The sequence below is a fragment of the Hymenobacter sp. HDW8 genome (genome assembly GCF_011305775.1).
Taxonomy (GTDB): Bacteria; Bacteroidota; Bacteroidia; order Cytophagales; family Hymenobacteraceae; genus Hymenobacter; species Hymenobacter radiodurans.
In genome coordinates this window covers 716,176-732,430 of the sequence record NZ_CP049907.1, presented here as the reverse complement: position 1 = coordinate 732,430, position 16,255 = coordinate 716,176, and the positions used below count along the sequence as shown (strand labels likewise).

18 protein-coding genes are annotated in these 16,255 nt (G+C 54.5%); 12 read left to right on the top strand and 6 right to left on the bottom strand.

Annotated elements, in window-relative coordinates; all coding sequences use genetic code 11:
* Window positions 1-61: 61 nt before the first annotated feature.
* Complete coding sequence (locus G7064_RS03140; RefSeq protein ID WP_166072416.1) at window positions 62-1,129, top strand: SDR family oxidoreductase; 1,068 nt, start codon at window positions 62-64, stop codon at window positions 1,127-1,129.
* 193 nt (window positions 1,130-1,322) lie between these two features.
* On the opposite strand, the gene G7064_RS03135 is transcribed toward G7064_RS03140, so the two are convergent.
* The 3 genes from G7064_RS03135 to G7064_RS03125 form a co-directional block, all read right to left on the bottom strand.
* Window positions 1,323-1,757, bottom strand: a complete 435-nt coding sequence (locus G7064_RS03135; RefSeq protein WP_166072415.1) for an STAS/SEC14 domain-containing protein — start codon at window positions 1,755-1,757, stop codon at window positions 1,323-1,325.
* Between the two features lie 188 nt (window positions 1,758-1,945).
* Complete coding sequence (locus G7064_RS03130; protein WP_133272633.1) at window positions 1,946-2,488, bottom strand: hypothetical protein; 543 nt, start codon at window positions 2,486-2,488, stop codon at window positions 1,946-1,948.
* Window positions 2,489-2,777: 289 nt separating this feature from the next.
* Window positions 2,778-3,284, bottom strand: a complete 507-nt coding sequence (locus G7064_RS03125; protein WP_166072414.1) for a hypothetical protein — start codon at window positions 3,282-3,284, stop codon at window positions 2,778-2,780.
* Between the two features lie 199 nt (window positions 3,285-3,483).
* On the opposite strand from G7064_RS03125, the gene G7064_RS03120 reads away from it, so the two are divergent.
* The gene (locus tag G7064_RS03120; protein ID WP_166075023.1) at window positions 3,484-4,476 is read left to right on the top strand and encodes an NAD(P)H-quinone oxidoreductase; all 993 of its coding nucleotides are present in this window, start codon (window positions 3,484-3,486) and stop codon (window positions 4,474-4,476) included.
* 8 nt (window positions 4,477-4,484) lie between these two features.
* On the opposite strand, the gene G7064_RS03115 is transcribed toward G7064_RS03120, so the two are convergent.
* Entirely contained in the window at window positions 4,485-5,699 is a 1,215-nt protein-coding gene (locus tag G7064_RS03115) for a lactonase family protein (protein ID WP_166072412.1), read from the bottom strand.
* 244 nt (window positions 5,700-5,943) lie between these two features.
* On the opposite strand from G7064_RS03115, the gene ispG reads away from it, so the two are divergent.
* The 6 genes from ispG to G7064_RS03085 all read left to right on the top strand — a co-directional run bounded on the left by ispG (window position 5,944) and on the right by G7064_RS03085 (window position 10,905).
* The gene (gene ispG, locus G7064_RS03110) at window positions 5,944-7,932 is read left to right on the top strand and encodes a (E)-4-hydroxy-3-methylbut-2-enyl-diphosphate synthase (protein ID WP_205711164.1); all 1,989 of its coding nucleotides are present in this window, start codon (window positions 5,944-5,946) and stop codon (window positions 7,930-7,932) included.
* 23 nt (window positions 7,933-7,955) lie between these two features.
* Complete coding sequence (locus G7064_RS03105) at window positions 7,956-8,330, top strand: hypothetical protein (RefSeq protein ID WP_166072411.1); 375 nt, start codon at window positions 7,956-7,958, stop codon at window positions 8,328-8,330.
* A 204-nt stretch (window positions 8,331-8,534) separates the two neighbouring features.
* On the top strand, window positions 8,535-8,960 hold the full coding sequence (locus tag G7064_RS03100) for a hypothetical protein (protein ID WP_133272636.1): 426 nt from the start codon (window positions 8,535-8,537) through the stop codon (window positions 8,958-8,960).
* Between the two features lie 169 nt (window positions 8,961-9,129).
* The gene (locus tag G7064_RS03095; protein ID WP_133272637.1) at window positions 9,130-9,804 is read left to right on the top strand and encodes an NAD-dependent epimerase/dehydratase family protein; all 675 of its coding nucleotides are present in this window, start codon (window positions 9,130-9,132) and stop codon (window positions 9,802-9,804) included.
* A 64-nt stretch (window positions 9,805-9,868) separates the two neighbouring features.
* Entirely contained in the window at window positions 9,869-10,552 is a 684-nt protein-coding gene (locus G7064_RS03090; RefSeq protein WP_166072410.1) for an HAD family hydrolase, read from the top strand.
* Window positions 10,553-10,584: 32 nt separating this feature from the next.
* Window positions 10,585-10,905 carry a DUF6984 family protein gene (locus G7064_RS03085; protein ID WP_133272638.1) on the top strand — a complete coding sequence of 107 codons (321 nt, stop codon included), beginning with the start codon at window positions 10,585-10,587 and terminating at the stop codon, window positions 10,903-10,905.
* Between the two features lie 126 nt (window positions 10,906-11,031).
* Here G7064_RS03085 and G7064_RS03080 read toward each other — a convergent pair whose 3' ends face one another.
* Together G7064_RS03080 and G7064_RS03075 are read right to left on the bottom strand one after the other, a co-directional pair.
* Window positions 11,032-11,490 (bottom strand): nuclear transport factor 2 family protein, encoded by a 459-nt coding sequence (locus tag G7064_RS03080; RefSeq protein ID WP_166072409.1) that lies wholly within the window; start codon window positions 11,488-11,490, stop codon window positions 11,032-11,034.
* 189 nt (window positions 11,491-11,679) lie between these two features.
* Window positions 11,680-13,032 carry a hypothetical protein gene (locus G7064_RS03075; RefSeq protein ID WP_166072408.1) on the bottom strand — a complete coding sequence of 451 codons (1,353 nt, stop codon included), beginning with the start codon at window positions 13,030-13,032 and terminating at the stop codon, window positions 11,680-11,682.
* Window positions 13,033-13,482: 450 nt separating this feature from the next.
* Between G7064_RS03075 and G7064_RS03070 the strand changes: the two genes are divergently transcribed.
* From G7064_RS03070 to G7064_RS03055, 4 genes are all read left to right on the top strand, one after another.
* Window positions 13,483-13,656: a DUF6728 family protein gene (locus tag G7064_RS03070; RefSeq protein WP_165963537.1), complete on the top strand. Its 174-nt coding sequence runs from the start codon at window positions 13,483-13,485 to the stop codon at window positions 13,654-13,656.
* A 7-nt stretch (window positions 13,657-13,663) separates the two neighbouring features.
* Complete coding sequence (locus G7064_RS03065; RefSeq protein WP_166072407.1) at window positions 13,664-14,020, top strand: MmcQ/YjbR family DNA-binding protein; 357 nt, start codon at window positions 13,664-13,666, stop codon at window positions 14,018-14,020.
* Between the two features lie 208 nt (window positions 14,021-14,228).
* Entirely contained in the window at window positions 14,229-14,552 is a 324-nt protein-coding gene (locus G7064_RS03060) for a hypothetical protein (protein WP_166072406.1), read from the top strand.
* On the top strand, window positions 14,549-16,162 hold the full coding sequence (locus G7064_RS03055) for an FAD-binding protein (protein ID WP_166072405.1): 1,614 nt from the start codon (window positions 14,549-14,551) through the stop codon (window positions 16,160-16,162). Before G7064_RS03060 ends, G7064_RS03055 begins: the two co-directional genes overlap by 4 nt.
* The last annotated feature ends 93 nt before the right edge of the window (window positions 16,163-16,255 follow it).

Genomic DNA, 16,255 nt, shown 5'->3' with positions numbered 1-16,255 from the left:
TCTTTCTCTGGTCCCTGCCGGTTGTTACGTACCCTAAGTCATCTTTCCCGTACGTACCCCTATGACTAAAATAGCCTTAATTGTTGGTGCCAGCGGCATTATCGGCAGCAACCTGGCCCGCGAGCTGCTCGCGCAGGGCTGGACTACCTATGGCCTGGCTCGTACTCCCAAAGATGATGTGACCGGGCTGCGGCCCGTAGCCGCCGACTTGCTGCGGCCCGAAAGCCTGGATATCGCCCTGGCCGACATAGCCCCTACGCACGTTTTTCTTACCAGCTGGATGCGTCAGGACACCGAAGCCGAAAACATTCGTGTGAACGGAGCTATGGTGCGCAATCTGCTGAATGCCCTCAGCCCGAAGCACTCAGTGCAGCATGTAGCGCTGGTCACTGGCCTCAAGCATTACCTCGGCCCCTTCGATTCCTACGCCCGGGCTGGCTCGCTGCCACCTACTCCCTTGCGGGAAGAGCAGCCCCGGCTGCCCATCGAGAATTTCTATTATGCTCAGGAAGATGAGGTGTACGCTGCCGCCGCGCGCGACGGCTTTAGCTGGAGCATTCACCGCCCGCACACTATCATTGGTCAGGCCGTGGGCAACCTGATGAACATGGGTACCACGCTGGCTGTGTACGCCAGTATTTGCAAGGAAACGGGGCGGCCATTCCGCTGGCCCGGCTCAGAAGCCCAATGGAACGGCCTCTCCGACGTAACCGATGCCCGCGTAATTGCCAAGCAGCTGGTGTGGGCTGCCACGACGGAGGCCGCAAAGAATCAGGCTTTTAACATTACCAATGGCGACTACTTTCGCTGGAGCTGGCTCTGGCCTCGGCTGGCTGCCTGGTTTGGCGTTGAAGCGGCTGGCTTTGACGGCACGGTGCACCCTTTGGAAGCGGAAATGGCCAATGATGCGTCGCTGTGGCGCGATATGGCGGCCCGACACCAGCTCAAAGTGTCTGAACTCAGCCAACTGGCTTCGCCCTGGCACACCGACCTGGACCTTGGCCGGCCGATTGAAGTAATGACCGATATGTCGAAAAGTCGGCAGTTGGGCTTCACGGTGTATCAGCGCTCCGACGAATCGTTCTTTGACCTGTTTGCGCAGCTTCGCACCGACCGACTCATTCCGTAGGCGGGCTTTTGGATGATAAACACAGGTGGGGGCAGCCTGTCGCCATTGTTACCAAAGCTACATGGGTAGCCGGAGAAAGTAAGTATTACTAAAACAGCCGTTTTCTTATGAGAACGGCTGTTTTAGTGGTATTCGCTGGCTTACAGTTGGGTACTAAGGCTTTTTCTCCGCACTGAAAACGGAACCTAACTGGCTACGCTTGCTTCATTCTGGCCTCCTGCTCTTGCACTTGCCTTAGCCAGGCTCGTGCTTCCTGAATATCACCGAACATGCGCATTTGCAGACGCTCACCAATGCCGATGTGCATCGCCTCCGCCGAAAGGGCCGCCATCGACTCGGGGCTCACAACTTGGGCGAAATGGGTGAGGCCTTGCGCAATGGCACGAGGTGCCCAGTTAGTGACGATCCACTCCACGGCGTGGTCCCAGGGGCCGATTACCTGCCGGTTGTCATTGAGCAAATAAGCACAGGCATGGGCCCGAAGAGGGTGCAGGCAGGCATCGGCACCGGCCATTACGTCGATGTACGTCTGGTAGCCGATCCAATTATTGTAGACCCAGCGGTTGACGGCATCGTACTCAATGGTGAGATAAACTTTACCGAATCCGTTAACTATTTCTGTGGGCATAGGACGATACGTAAAAGGCCAGTCTTGGTGGAAAGGCTAAGTAGTCAGTAAAAGCCCAGCTATCGGCAAGCTGATTGGAATAACGCGATTTAAAGAGTGCCACAACTCTCGGCCCGGCAAGGCAGAGAAATTTGCCCCCCACGAGGCAAGTGGAAGTGTTACGGCAAGTACACTAAAGTGAAGCTAACTTAAACGGCTGGCGAAGCAACAGCTTTGCGCTGAGCCAGGCGCTGACCTGCGAGTTGGTTACTGCCTAACACGATGGTTGCGTAGCCCACGGGGGCTTCGGTGTAGCGCAGTGTTACCTGTTGGCCGAGCCACCAGGAGGTTTGTGCCTGGCCAGGACTATTGGAAGGGCCATATTGCGAGCTGAGCAGCTCCCGAATGCCACGGCAGTTGGCTTCACCCATCATACGCAGCTCGATATAATAGAGCTTGTCTTTGTAAAAGCCGTAAGTGATGCCGGTGAGCCGGTGAGGACCAACTTTGAGATTGTCGGTGAGGTAGTTGTAAAACTGGGTCTGGGTGGCGGGGTCGGTCCTGACCAGCTCCAGGTCGCGGAACTTGCTGATATCGTCTCCGAAAGTGGCTTTGCCGAACCCATTCTGACTATCGAGGGCGCGCAACGAAGGTGAGGCAACGCGCGTCGCTTTCTTGGCTCTAACGCTTTGAGCTTGGCTACTTTGTCCAGACCAAGCTAGCAATCCCAGGAAAATAACCAGCTTTTTCATAGACAGCCCAGTGTGCGAAATGGCAAAAGATCCACGGAGCGGTAAATCTACTATATTCTAGCAGTAGATATATGTTTTGGGAGGCTTTTTTCAAGCCTAATTTTGTTTTTTTAACAGGCTTTCGGGTGTTGGTTTGGGTTTTTACCGGAGGATATAAATTCCCTTAAATGCTATCTTGTGTTTTTATAAATAACTGATATATAAACCTATAAGAATATATTCTAGCGTGTTTCCGATACATGCCGTTGTTAAAGCAGTGAAGCATTTCGCTTCTCAGCTGTCACGCTTGCTATGGCTTGGGTGTCGGCAAAGCAGGAGGCATAGGGGCATCGTCGGGGAGAAGCTCGGCGCTGCTGCCGGCATCGGGCGCAATAATTTTCCAGACGGCACGCTTGAGCTCGTCTAGGCGATGCAGAGCATCCGTAACGGTATCGTGGTTTTTTACTTTCTCAAAAAAGCCGGTTTTGACGCCTACTTGAATCATTTTTTCCAGCACAAACGGCAGAATCCAGCCTACGACGCTGCTGGCCAGGGCGCCGCGCAAGCCAATGCGCATGAGCAAACGAGTTGTCATGCGCTTGAGCAGGAGAGCTTTGGCGGCAGGCAGGGCTTTATCGGCCAGAAAGTCGGCGACCAGCTGCGCGTTTCCTTTTTTTATTTCTGCTCGCAGTACATCCTGAATGGTATCGAGGGCTGTGCGAGCTACTTTTTGGAAGAGCAAACCAGTTTGCCAGGCGCGAAGACCGGTGGCGCGGGCGGCGCTGAAGATGGTCGGAAACAGGTTTATTTTTTTCATAACAAAGCAAAAAAAGCCCCCAGATGAGGCGTAGGCGCAAGGCAGCCAAAAGATACGGTGGTTTTGGGTCGGGCAGGAAAAGTTTGAGCAGCGTTTGGTAATTAAAGTGCGTTTATGTGGTAGAAACGCGACCTGACGTCTTTATAACGCACTTACTGAGTCTTGACGAACACCGAAAACGCACATGGAATCAGAACACATGAAAGCCATCATCGTCGCGCAGGCGGGTGGGCCGGAAGTATTGCATAGTGGGCAGCGACTGCGGCCTCTGCCCGCCGACCACGAGGTGCTAGTGCGCGTGCACGCGGCGGGCGTAAATCGGCCGGATGTGTTGCTGCGCCAGGGTAAATACGCGGGTAGCGGCAGTGTGGAAGGCCTGATTCCGGGGTTGGAAGTGGCCGGCACGGTGGCAGCCTGCGGCACGGCCGTAACGCGCTGGCACGAAGGCGACGCGGTGTGTGCGTTGGTGGCGGTGGGTGGCTATGCCGAGTATGTAGCAGTAGATGCCCGCCACTGCCTGCCCGTACCGGCGGGTTGGAGCTTTGTGGAGGCAGCGTCATTGCCCGAAACCGTATTTACCGTGTGGCACAACGTATTTCAGCGTGGTCAGCTGCAGCCTGGCGAAACCCTGCTGGTGCACGGCGGCAGTAGTGGCATCGGCATCACGGCCATTCAACTGGCGCACGCGCTGGGCTCCCGCGTAGTTGCGACGGCCGGCTCCGATGAAAAGTGCGAGGCTTGCCACGCTCTGGGCGCCGAGCGCTGCATTAACTACAAAACCGCCGATTTTGAAGCCGATTTACAAGCCGAAGGCGGCGTTGATGTGATTCTGGATATGGTGGGCGGCGACTATATTCCCAAAAACCTGCGCCTGCTCCGCGACGATGGCCGCCTTGTATTCATCAACGCTATGCAGGGCGCTAAAGCCGAGTTCAACGCTCTGGAAATCATGCGTCGCCGCCTCACTATTACTGGCAGCACCCTGCGGCCCCGCAGCGCCGATTTCAAGGCTGCGCTGGCGGCTGCGGTGGAAGAAAATGTGTGGCCACTACTCGCTGGGGGGCTTTTTAAGCCAGTTATCTACAAAGTGTTTGAGCTTGAGGAAGCCGCGGCCGCGCACCAGTTGATGGAGAGCAGCGCACATATCGGCAAGATTATGCTGCGGGTAAGCGAAACTGATAAGCAAGTCTAGATGCTGCCTTACGCGTTGCCGCGGGTAAAATCTTCTACCACTTGCAGGCACACAGGCGCGGGCACCTGCACCGACTTACCAGTGGGCGTAAGCTTACCAGTCTCTCTGTCAACGCGAAAGGTAACGATGTTGTTGGTGGCCTGATTGGCCACTAACACGAGCTGGCCCGTCGGATCGATGGTGAAGTTGCGAGGCTTCTGACCCTGTGTGGGCACGTGCTGCACCAGTGTGAGGCGTCCGCTCGGAATGTCAATGGCATACACAACTAGGCTGTCGTGGCCACGGTTGGAGCCGTACAGAAATTCGCCGTTGGGCGATACGTGAATGTCGGCGCAGGAATTTTCTCCCTTAAAGTCGGCAGGAAGCGTAGTGAGCGTCTGAATTTCCTGGAATGTTCCGGCGCCTTCATCGTAGCGCAGGGCTGTTATGGTCGAGTTTAGTTCGTTGATGAGGTACGCCAACTGGCCGCCGGGATGAAATGTGAGGTGGCGCGGGCCCGCGCCCGGCGCGGCCGTAAAGGCCGGCGTTGCGCTCGGTTCCAAGGCGTCTTCTTTCGCATCGAGCCGGTAGCCGTATACTTTATCGGTGCCTAAGTCTACCGCAAAAACGAAGCGGTTGGCCGGGTCGGGCAGGATGCAGTGGGCGTGGGGGGCTTTTTGGTTTTTGTGAACGCTGGAGCCCGTGTGCTGCCTCGTGTCGGCGATTGGGGCCAGCTCGCCGTTGGGCTCAATAGGCAGCATGCCCACATTGCCCCCCAGGTAGCTGGCCACCAAGGCGTAGCGGTTCATTTTGTCGAGGCTGATGTAGCATGGTGCCGACCCCAGCGCCGACTGCTGATTCAGAAATGCGAGACGTCCACTTTTTTGATCAATTGCAAAGGCACTGACGGCCCCGCTGGCTTTACCCTGAAAATCAGTGGTTTCGTTGACGGCATACAGATGCTCATGCCGCGAATCAAGAGTCAGGTAGGAGGGATTGGCGCCACCTTTAGTAGCGCCCAAACGGGTAAGGGTGCCCGTGCTCACGTTAAGCTTATACAGAAAAATGCTGTCCTCCTCCGGTTTGGCATACGTCCCAACGTACACTAAGTACTCCTCTTGGCTCTGGGGGCCTTTTTCGGCCGTTATAACCGACGCACAACCGGACAGTACCAAGGGTAATCCGGCCAGCCCTAAACCAGCAACTTGTAGAAAATGACGACGGGAGTAAGGGGTGGAGGCCATAGGAGCAGTAGGTGGGAGTAAGGGAGAGCAAGGTAAGCGGTAGTTGACGATAGCTTATAAGTTGAAGCACACTATTTTGCGGCAGTACGATTGCGTGAAGTGCTACAGAAGGATAGCGCAATAATTGCTTACACCTTCTTTCAGACTGCAAACCCTCCCGGAAGCCGCCCACAGCTTGTACCTTTGTGGCGCCGCAACTTTCCCTTCGCTCTGCTGGTTTTCTACCCAGAAAATTGCCCTCCAAATGATAAATAAGACGTATTGCCCCAGCCTCACTGAGTACCAGCGCCGCCTTTCGCGGGAAGTCAAGATTGGCGATGTGCCGCTGGGGGGCAAAAACCCGATCCGCGTGCAGAGCATGACCACCGTGGATACCATGGACACGCTCGGCTCGGTGGAGCAAACCTTGCGCATGGTAGAGGCGGGTTGCGAGTATGTGCGCATCACGGCGCCCAGCATGAAGGAGGCCCAGAACTTGCTGGAAATCAAGAAGGAACTACGTAAGCGCGGCTGCACCGTGCCGCTTATAGCAGACATTCACTTCACGCCAAACGCCGCCGAGCTGGCCGCCCGCATCGTGGAGAAAGTGCGCGTAAACCCCGGTAACTACGCCGACAAGAAGAAATTCGACTTCATTGAGTACACCGACGCTACCTACCAAGACGAGGTAAACCGCATCCGCGAGCGGTTCCGCCCACTCGTGCAGATCTGCAAGCAGTACGGCACTGCTATGCGCATCGGGACTAACCACGGCTCTTTATCCGACCGTATTTTGTCGCGTTACGGCGATACGCCGCTGGGTATGGTAGAGTCGGCGCTGGAGTTTCTGCGGCTGTGCGAGGAGGAGAATTACTACGATGTGGTGCTCAGCATGAAGGCCTCCAACACCCAGGTGATGGTGCAAGCCTACCGCTTGCTGGTGCAAAAGTTGGACGAGGAAGGACTGCAACCGTACCCGCTGCACCTAGGCGTAACCGAAGCCGGCGAAGCCGAAGACGGACGCATCAAGTCAGCCGTGGGTATCGGGACGTTGCTGGAAGACGGCATTGGCGACACCGTGCGCGTGTCGCTCACCGAAGCGCCCGAAGCCGAAGCGCCGGTTGCCAAAGCCCTGATTGACCGCTACACCACCCGCGCCGCCGACGCCAAGCCCATTGCGCCCGTGACGGAAGTACCCATCGACCCGTTCCAGTACCACCGCCGCACCACGCGCGAAGTGCTGAACGTTGGGGGGCAAAATGTGCCGCGGGTCATGGCCGATATCTCGCGGCTGTCGTCGGTGGAGTATGCCGATTTGCGCGCCGTGGGGCAGATGTATTCCGTGTTTCTGGACAAGTTTCAAATGAATGACTTGGGCGCCGACTACATCTACAGCGGCCAGCGCCCGGTGCCGTTCATGCTGCCCAATGGCCTGAAGGAAGTAGTTGACTATCAAGCCTGGCTCGACGCTGGCCGCCGCACCGACCATTTCCCGGTGCTCACCCAAGCTGAATATGCCACCGCTGGCCCGGCTCACCCGGAGCTGAATTTCGTGTTCCAGAACCTGGAGTCGCTCACGCCGCCAACGCTTGATCAGCTCCGCGCCGACGCCACAGCTGTCATCATCCTCTACACCGATAACGCCCATGCTATGCCGGAGCTGCGGCGGGCGTTTTTCCGGCTGATCAATCAGGGCGTGACCAACCCGGTGATTATCAATCGCCAGTATCCGGTGCTCACGCCCGAGCAAACCCAACTCTACGCCGCCACCGACGTTGGCGGCTTGCTCTTGGACGGCCTTGGCGACGGCGTGGTGCTCAGCACCGAATTACTGCCTGAGCGCGCCAAAGAGAAGTGGCTGCCCACCATCGACCAGCTCAACCAGCTTTCCTTCGGCATCCTGCAAGCGGCACGGACCCGCATGTCCAAGACGGAGTACATCAGCTGCCCCAGCTGCGGCCGCACCCTGTTCGACCTCCAGGAAACCACCGCCATGATCCGCAAGCGCACCGACCACCTCAAGGGCGTCAAAATCGGCATCATGGGCTGCATCGTGAACGGCCCCGGCGAAATGGCCGACGCCGACTATGGCTACGTGGGCGTAGGTAAAGGCAAAATTGCCCTCTACCGCGGCCAGGATGTCATTAAGAAAGCCGTGCCCGAAGAGCTAGCCGTGGATGAGCTAATTGAGCTCATGCGCGAAGACGGCCGCTGGATTGAGCCCGTGCGGTTGGAAGCGCCGGTAGGGGTGTAAGTATTTTAAAATAATAAGAGCATATGCTTAAAGATTTAATTAAGACTTATAAGTACGTTGATAGATTAACGCTCCGAATAATGATAGTAGGTATTATTATTTTACTCACTGTTGTTTCGATAATTTTACTCAAAGCTTATTCTGAAATTCCCGATTTTATGTTCGCTATTAAAAATGAGATGATTGAAAACAAATCATTTATAGATAGTATAGGAGTTAATAATGGGTACGCGATTTGGTTTGATAAAGACAAATTAGAAAGAAAAGATACAATTCCTTTTTCAGTTTCTATAATAAATAATGATAGTGTGTACGTTAAAGTAATTGGTCAATATTACTGGCAGAATGGTGGGAATATAATTTATATTAAACAAGATACATTATATAAGTCGATTTAATTGGGAGTAACCAAAAGTTGGAGCGGAATATTGTCATGCTGAGCTTGTCGAAGCATCTCTACCGCTTCGTTGAGAATACTAACCGGTAGAGATGCTTCGACAAGCTCAGCATGACAGTTTTATTGACTCAAATGGATGCTGAGAGAATCAACGCTTTTACAAAAGGTCCGTTATTTGCTTTCTGGTTCGGCTCGACTAGAAACCATGAAGAACCTATTTGCATTGATCCTGGTGTGCCTCATGTGCGCTACCGCTGCGCAGGCCCAGGATATTCAGTCCATCGGCAAGGATAGAAAGGCCATCAAGAAGGACGTGCGCAAGCGCGACAGGAAATACAAAAAGCTGCGCGTGGACATGGCCGCCGATGGCAGTGACATAGAATGGTATCAGGCCGGCGATAAGAACCCGGAGAATGCCACGATTGGCTTTGGGTATCGCAATGATGTTTGTGTGACTACGCTGACGGCCTTGGCAGACTCGGTTAGCCTCTTGAAAATGCAAACCAAACTGAATGCCCGCAACGAGCAAACCGATGAAGCCGTCTGGGATTCAAAAGATGGGAAGTACCGCACAAACATCACCACGAGCCCCGGTCAGTACTACGTGATTACACGGCGGCGTAAAGAGTAACAATGCTGGTCTTCTGAGCAGAACAGACGACCTACTCTACGTACAAGTTAGAAGAAGGACCCGGAAGGCAGTAGTTGTCATTCGGGTCCTTTTGGTTTCGGTGGGGGGCATTTTTAGTTAACCGCCTTGTTGCTTAAAACATCTTGCGTGGCTGAACGTCTACCGCTGCATGAAGATCAGAGCAATACTAACTGGGGCGACGGGCATGGTGGGGGAAGGTGTGTTACACGAGTGCCTCAACGACCCCGACGTGGAGCAGGTGCTGTCCATCAGCCGCAAGCCCTACGGCCTAAACCACCCTAAGCTGCGCGAAATCTTGCACCGCGACTTCCACGACTTATCGGCCATACAAGACCAGCTGACGGGCTACAATGCTTGCTTTTTCTGTTTGGGCGTGTCGTCGGTGGGCATGAAGGAACCGGAGTATCGTCGCATCACCTTCGATTTGACCATGCACTTCGCGCAAACGGTGTTGCAGCGCAATCCGGACCTCACGTTCTGCTTTGTGTCGGGCACGGGGACGGATGGCACCGGCAAAGGAAAGCTGATGTGGGCGCGGGTAAAAGGCCAGACCGAAAACGCCCTGTTGCAGTTGCCTTTCAAGCAAGCGTACATGTTTCGCCCCGGCTTTATGCAGCCTACGAAAGGTCTGAAAAACACACTCTCTGCTTACGCTTACTTATCCTGGCTGTATCCGGTGTTTCGGCCTTTGTTCCCCAAGTACGTTTCCACCTTGCAGGAAATGGGCCAGGCAATGATCAATGCCGTGCGCCACGGATATCCCAAACGCGTGCTGGAAGTGCTGGATATTGTGGCGCTGGCGAAGGCCAATGGTTCGGCGTAGGCTGGCTGTGGGGGGCAAATTCTCGTAGAAAGCGTACTACATCTGTCCGATAATTACCTTCTACATGATTCAAACCGTCATTTTCGACATGGACGGCGTGCTGGTTGACACCGAGCCGCTGCACCGCGATGCCTTTTTTCAGCACTTCGCCGAGCTGGGCGTAACGCTAACGGACGAGAAATACGCCACCTTTCTGGGCTCCTCTACCCGCAATATGTACCAGCAGTTCAAGCAGGAATTTGGGCTGAGGCAGGATGTAGAAACGCTCATGAGCCGCAAGCGCGAGTTCTTCGGCAAAGCCTTTGACGAGTCGACCGACTTGGAATTGCTGCCCGGCGCCCGCGAACTAGTGGAGGATTTGCACCACGCGGGCGTCCCGCTACAGCTGGCCTCGTCGGCTTCCAAAGAGACGATTCATCGGGTATTTGAGCGCTTTGGGCTGTATCCATACTTCGATAACATAGTCAGCGGGGAAGATTTCCCCCAGTCGAAGCCCAACCCGGCGCTTTTCCTGCACGCCGCCAAACTGTCCGGTAAGCCCCCGCATGAGTGCTTGGTAATTGAGGATTCGGCCAACGGCGTGACGGCGGCCAAAGCCGCCGGTATGTACTGTATCGGCTACAGCAGCCCACATTCGGGCGGACAGGACTTAAGCCACGCCGACCAAGTTGTGTCGGATTTGCGACAACTTAATGCGGAAATGATTCTGCGCCTTTCAACGCCCATAAGTTCGCCCGCAACCACATAAGCCTCTGCTAACCTTCGTAGTAGCTCGAAGAAATGGAGAAGCGTCTGTTAACTCTGCCCGAACTAGGCTTGCTGATCTATATGCTGCGCGGCAAAGCGCAGGTGGAGCGGATTCTGGCTCTGTTGCCTACCGCCGAAGTAGAAGAGCTAAACGATGGCGGCATGGGTAGTTTGCGTTTCGTCAGCAATAAGCAGAACCGACGTTTGGGGAAAGTACTAGCCGAGCTTTGGTATAAAGATGTGGATGAGGTGCCCGTACTGGCCTCACTTTATCTGGACACCGAAGGCGACTTGTATGAGCTGGACAGTTGGAAAGCCGATTCTACACCATTGAAGCGCATTCCCGCTTTTTAGAGGTGTGTAAGGGTATTGTCATGCTGAGCTTGCCGAAGCATCTCTACTGCGATGGTAACTCGATTGATGCTGAACGAAGCGGTAGAGATGCTTCGGCAAGCTCAGCATGACAGTTCCCAAGCCAGCCTACTTGCACTTCTCCTTGCGGCGCGTGTCGATGATATGCACGATTTTCCAGCCTTCGGCCAGCTTCACCAGCTGAAACGAATTGTAGCCGCAGTGGCTGAAAGTGGTGCCCACATAAAACTGATACGGCGTCCAGACGCTGGCTAAGTTGGCGTCGATAAGCACTTGCTCGAAGGTGATGCGCTCATCGTACACTTCCTTGTGCGGCGTGCCCACGCTTTTCAGAAAACCCGCCACTTTCTCCACCTGCACCTGCGTTTTGCCCTCGCGGTTGGCAATGACCTGAAACACGGCGCCCGGCGCCAACGTGCTTCGCACCATCGTGCTGTCGCCGCGCCGCATGCCATCGAAGAACGTGTTAATGGTTTGCTTGACGGCGGCGGTTTCAGCGGCGCTCGTTTGGGCGAAGGCAGCAAAATTGCCCCCCAGAAGGCAGGCAGCGAGGAGAAGTCTTTTCATGAAATAGGGGTGGAGAGTTATCAACTGAATTACAACAGCAAGGACGTTACAAATTACCAGAAAGCTGCGCTGTAGAATTTCCGTGCTGAAAAAGCCCCCAAGCCAATTTTTGTACGCCCATAAAAAAAGGTGCTTGCCCTTGTGTGAAGAGCAAACACCTTGTTCTGCTAAGCGTACGCTTCTGATTTGTTAATTGGGCGTCAGGTTCAGATCAGCAATTCTATTGCCTAGTTCTATGCCCATTTGCATGGAAGCCAACTGCGTAAATCGGTAGTGAATGCCAGCATAAATTCTGGAGAATGCAGCCTCTTCCCTAAGGGCCGAAATAGAAGGATACTGCCGGGCTGGCAAACCTCGCCACGCATAGGCGTTATCGGTTACCGGAATGTCGCCGAATTCTCTGATTAAAACCTGCATAATGGGAGCATTCAGCCCAACCAATCCGGAGGGATAGTCGGGGTAGGGGGGCGAGGGCAAGAGCGATTGCCAATTCGGATCAATATGCCGGTGGATATACGTAATCGGCCGCAGCAGATTATACTGGTATTTGCCTCTGAAAGTGTTGATTGGCCCATCTTTCATCGCAATACCCGTTTTGGCGTACACTTCTGCGGCCCGCCCCAGCCTGGCATTATGACTTTTCAATAGCCCGTTTATGATAGAAAGAGCATGGTAGGGTGCCGGCACTCCTACGCCTACGCCGCCCGCATCAGCCCACCAGTTCACGGTTGCTCTTTGCTCTGGGGTCAACGCTCTTCCCAGATCATACACTTCTTTTGCCTCTCTGTAAAAGGCAGAGGCTGGATCTTCGGAATAAGCAACGGGTAGTGGAGGCGCAGTAGCCGTTAGGCTGTATGCCAGAAAAGGCCTCGAATTCTGTAAAAAAGGTCCTTGCGGGGCAGGGAAATTCGGTGGGGTAAGGACGTAGGAACCTGGGAAAACGGGTAGCATGTAGCCCTGACTCCCCAGATTAAAGTTGTCGGTGGTCGACCAAGTGTAGATAGCACTCGCAACGGCCCGCCCATACGCTTGCGAACGACTGATAACGGCATCGGCGGTGCTTAAGCGGTAACGATTGTTGTAGGCATTTTCCAACGAATCAATTCGGGCTCTGTCGGCGTCGGTTAACCCAACCAACAACTGCTTGTACAAGCTGGCTAAGGCAGCATTGGCACTTGCGCCCCACAAATACTCACGGCCCGGCTCCGGGGTCGGCATAGGGGGCATTTGGTACAGTTTGGTGGATAAACTTACGGCTCCTTTTATACCCGGCCGAACGGCTTCGTACAGGCCTACACCTATGTACCCAAAGTTTCGGTTGTTTAAGATCGTAACTGGTTGTGGGGTTCTACGCAGTTCGGTTTTCCCTGCCAAATCATACCAATCGTACACGACGTTAGCACTTTCCTCTTGGGCGGTTTTTGACGGCCGGCGTACTATTTCCTCATATAGCTCATCGCAGCTGTAGAAGAGCATAGCGGACATAAGAAGCACGAACAGTTGAGCCACTTTTAGGTGGCTGTTTAATAAAGGCAGTTTCATAGCGAAATTGGTTTGGTGGGAGAAGGCCGGTGGGGGAATCGCAGGAGACTCAGGCTCGGATTGTCCACCGAGTGGATATCCTAGTTTCTAAGTGAGACAAGCGAGGGAACGGCTTCTATTGCCTTATATGCGCATAGAATAGCTCAAAGCCGTTGGCGCGGGGCTGCAAGTCCGAAGGGTTCTTGTTCGGACGTATCCAGATTGACTGAGTAGATGCCATCTACTTAGTCAATTTAAACAAATAACAATATAAGTCAAAATATTATTTGATTAATTATAATAAAAGTAATTGTTTATAATGCGCGTTATGGGTGTAAAAATACGCGTTTGAGCGCCTTTAGGCCAGTTTTGGACCCCTGCAAGGAGCAATCAATTTGTGTATTTATTTTAACTTGCAGCAAATCATTCTTGCCAGTCAGGTGTTATGATAGCGAACCAAAAACCACTGTAATGAAAGGTCGCAACCTGTTTAATTTCGGTCCTGCCCTCGGTTATTTCTTCCGCAAGAATGACCCGAACCGGCATACCAATTTCAACCTGCGTACCATGCATTTTATCAATAAGCTATCCATGGCCATGTTCTTGGTCTGCTTGCTGGTGATGCTGTTCCGCTACGTGCTTTAGTCTCAAAATGAATATCGAAGATTATCGCGACTACTGCCTCTTGAAGCCCGGCGTAACGGAGGAAACTCCCTTCGGCGACGATACGCTGGTATTTAAAGTGGGGGGCAAAATTTTCGCCCTCACTAGCATCAGCCAGTACGGCAGCGTTAATCTGAAGTGTGACCCTGAGCGTGCCGTGCAGCTCCGCGAGGAGTTCGACTATGTGCTGCCGGGGTACCATATGAATAAGAAACACTGGAACACCGTGGTTATTGGCAGCGGTGTTTCTAACGCTCAGCTTCGCGAATGGACTGATCATTCGTACGATTTAGTACGAGCGTCGTTGCCACGCGGAGTACGCGAAGAACTCGCTAAGGACTGTTAGAGCTTCTGTGTAAAGCTGCTGCATCAGCTAGCCGTGCTGCTTGAACCACTTTAGGTTTGGGCGACACGGCTTCTTTTATTTTGAATGCTTGTGTTTAGAATATTTTATATATAAATTATGAATATACATACTATTCGAGCCTGCTATGAGTCGATATTTACCTGCTATAGTGGTATTGGGAATAGTGAGCGGGGGCCTATCAGGGTGCATGACGACCCGCGTTGCCACCATATACGATTGTGACACCGTCGTAAATGACCCAAATAGTACCAAAGTAGTTACCTCCTATTTCTGGGGGCTACGGCAGCCGGCCGATATCAAACCGCCCTGCGATTCGCGCTCCAATCATCTGAACAGCGTTACGGTAAACACCAATTTCGGCTACTTTCTGCTGTCCCTCGTCACGGTAGGCGTAGTAACGAAGCAGCGTGTAACCTGGTGCTGTGCGCCTTACACGCCTGCCGTCGATACCCTAGGACTTGGGCCTACCACTAGGCCCGAAAGCAAACTCAGCTTATCCGCCCGCCCATGAGCCTGCCCAACGGAATTGAGGCGCTCCCCATGGCGGAGTGGACCAACCGCCATGAGAACTTTACGCAGCGCCTGCAAGCCAGCGCCTGCTTCAAGCTGCGCATTCCCAACCTGCCCACCAGTCAGCAGCAGTACCAGCAGACGACGTCCAACTTTCAGTGGCTGATCCGCTACGGGATAGAGCACAACGTGCGCATGCGGGCCGTTGGCAAGGGCTGGTCGTTTTCGGAAGTGCCTGTGACCGATGGCGGTTTGGTTGATACCATGGCGTTGCGGCAGTCCTTTGCCCTCCAGCCGAGCATGGTCGCGCCCGCGTATCAAACTGCGGGGCGCCGGGCCGACAACCTGTTTTTTACGGAATGCGGCATGAGCATAATCGGTCTGGAACAGCAACTGGAGTCCCGGCAAAAGTCGGTGCGAGCCTCGGGGGCCAGCAATGGGCAGAGCATAGCAGGTGCTTTCTCGACGGGGACGCACGGGGGGGCTTTTCGCTTCGGCTCCGTTCAGGAAACGGTGGTAGGCTTGCACATCGTCACGGGCTCCGACCGGCACGTGTGGCTGGAACGAGCATCATACCCGGTGGCGGCACCCAAATTCACGGACTGGCTGGGCGTCACGGACGTGTTTCGCGACGACGACCTGTTTAATGCGGCCTTGGTGAGCTTTGGTAGTTTCGGCTTTATCCATGGGGTGCTGCTGGAAACGGAGCCCTTATTTTTGCTGGAAGAATCCAGCTCGCCGCGCGTGCCCTACCGCGAGGGCGTAAAACGGCTCATGACCCACCTCGACCTAACGGGCCTAAAACCGTGGCTCCAACTCCCGCTCAACGACCCCACGCGCCAGCCCTACCACCTCACCATCATCATCAATCCTCACCAGTTCGACCCCACGGGCGCTGACCCGAACCGGGGCGTGTTTGTGCAACTGCTGTTTAAGGCGCCGTATCGGGCGGTGTATCCGCGGCGGCCGGCCCCGGCTTCGGGCTTTATCTACGGAGATAGTTCGCTGGGCCTGATTTCGACGGTGCTCGACCATTTGGGTAATGCAGGCGTGGCCTTGGTGCCTACGCTCGTGAATCGGCTGTACCCGCTGGCCTTGGAGCGCAACAATGGCACGGCTGGCACCATGAGCGAGACCTTCGACAACACCAACATCCGAGGCAAAGCGGCCAGCGCCGCCATCGGCATCGACAACGGCGACGTGCTCCGTGTGCTGGCCGAAGTTCACGCTCTCAACCAACAAACGCCCTTTCCCGGTGTACTGGGCTTGCGGTTTGTAAAAGGCACCAAAGCTACCCTAGGTTTCACGCGCTTCCCGGTTACGGCCGTGCTGGAATTCGACGGCGTAGAGGCCCGCATTACGCGCCGGTTTCTGGAGATGATCTGGGCCCGGTTGGAAATCCTGAACATCGCGTACACGCTGCATTGGGGCAAAATCAACTTTAACCTGACCGAGCCACGTCTCCGCAAAATGTACGGAGACACCGCCGTAAACCAGTGGCTTGCCAGCCGCCACCGTCTGCTTGACGCCCCCACACGCCGGGTATTTACAAACCCCTTCATGGAGCGTTGCGGCTTGGATAAAGCGCCTGCACAGGTGCCAGTAGTGTAGGCCTCACCCCCGGCCCCCTCTCCCAAAAAGAGGTGGAGCCTGACGCTAAGTGTTCTTCGTCGCACCTTCGGCGCTCGCCTCAGGCACGACTAC

Coding starts and splice junctions, on each gene's coding strand:
- G7064_RS03070 (WP_165963537.1), top strand. CDS start 13,483: ATGAAAGGTCGCAACCTGTTTAATTTCGGTCCTGCCCTCGGTTATTTC.
- G7064_RS03075 (WP_166072408.1), bottom strand. CDS start 13,032: ATGAAACTGCCTTTATTAAACAGCCACCTAAAAGTGGCTCAACTGTTC.
- G7064_RS03130 (WP_133272633.1), bottom strand. CDS start 2,488: ATGAAAAAGCTGGTTATTTTCCTGGGATTGCTAGCTTGGTCTGGACAA.
- G7064_RS03055 (WP_166072405.1), top strand. CDS start 14,549: ATGAGCCTGCCCAACGGAATTGAGGCGCTCCCCATGGCGGAGTGGACC.
- G7064_RS03135 (WP_166072415.1), bottom strand. CDS start 1,757: ATGCCCACAGAAATAGTTAACGGATTCGGTAAAGTTTATCTCACCATT.
- G7064_RS03080 (WP_166072409.1), bottom strand. CDS start 11,490: ATGAAAAGACTTCTCCTCGCTGCCTGCCTTCTGGGGGGCAATTTTGCT.
- G7064_RS03125 (WP_166072414.1), bottom strand. CDS start 3,284: ATGAAAAAAATAAACCTGTTTCCGACCATCTTCAGCGCCGCCCGCGCC.
- G7064_RS03120 (WP_166075023.1), top strand. CDS start 3,484: ATGAAAGCCATCATCGTCGCGCAGGCGGGTGGGCCGGAAGTATTGCAT.
- G7064_RS03090 (WP_166072410.1), top strand. CDS start 9,869: ATGATTCAAACCGTCATTTTCGACATGGACGGCGTGCTGGTTGACACC.
- G7064_RS03100 (WP_133272636.1), top strand. CDS start 8,535: ATGAAGAACCTATTTGCATTGATCCTGGTGTGCCTCATGTGCGCTACC.
- G7064_RS03085 (WP_133272638.1), top strand. CDS start 10,585: ATGGAGAAGCGTCTGTTAACTCTGCCCGAACTAGGCTTGCTGATCTAT.
- G7064_RS03065 (WP_166072407.1), top strand. CDS start 13,664: ATGAATATCGAAGATTATCGCGACTACTGCCTCTTGAAGCCCGGCGTA.
- ispG (WP_205711164.1), top strand. CDS start 5,944: ATGATAAATAAGACGTATTGCCCCAGCCTCACTGAGTACCAGCGCCGC.
- G7064_RS03140 (WP_166072416.1), top strand. CDS start 62: ATGACTAAAATAGCCTTAATTGTTGGTGCCAGCGGCATTATCGGCAGC.
- G7064_RS03060 (WP_166072406.1), top strand. CDS start 14,229: ATGACGACCCGCGTTGCCACCATATACGATTGTGACACCGTCGTAAAT.
- G7064_RS03115 (WP_166072412.1), bottom strand. CDS start 5,699: ATGGCCTCCACCCCTTACTCCCGTCGTCATTTTCTACAAGTTGCTGGT.
- G7064_RS03105 (WP_166072411.1), top strand. CDS start 7,956: ATGCTTAAAGATTTAATTAAGACTTATAAGTACGTTGATAGATTAACG.
- G7064_RS03095 (WP_133272637.1), top strand. CDS start 9,130: ATGAAGATCAGAGCAATACTAACTGGGGCGACGGGCATGGTGGGGGAA.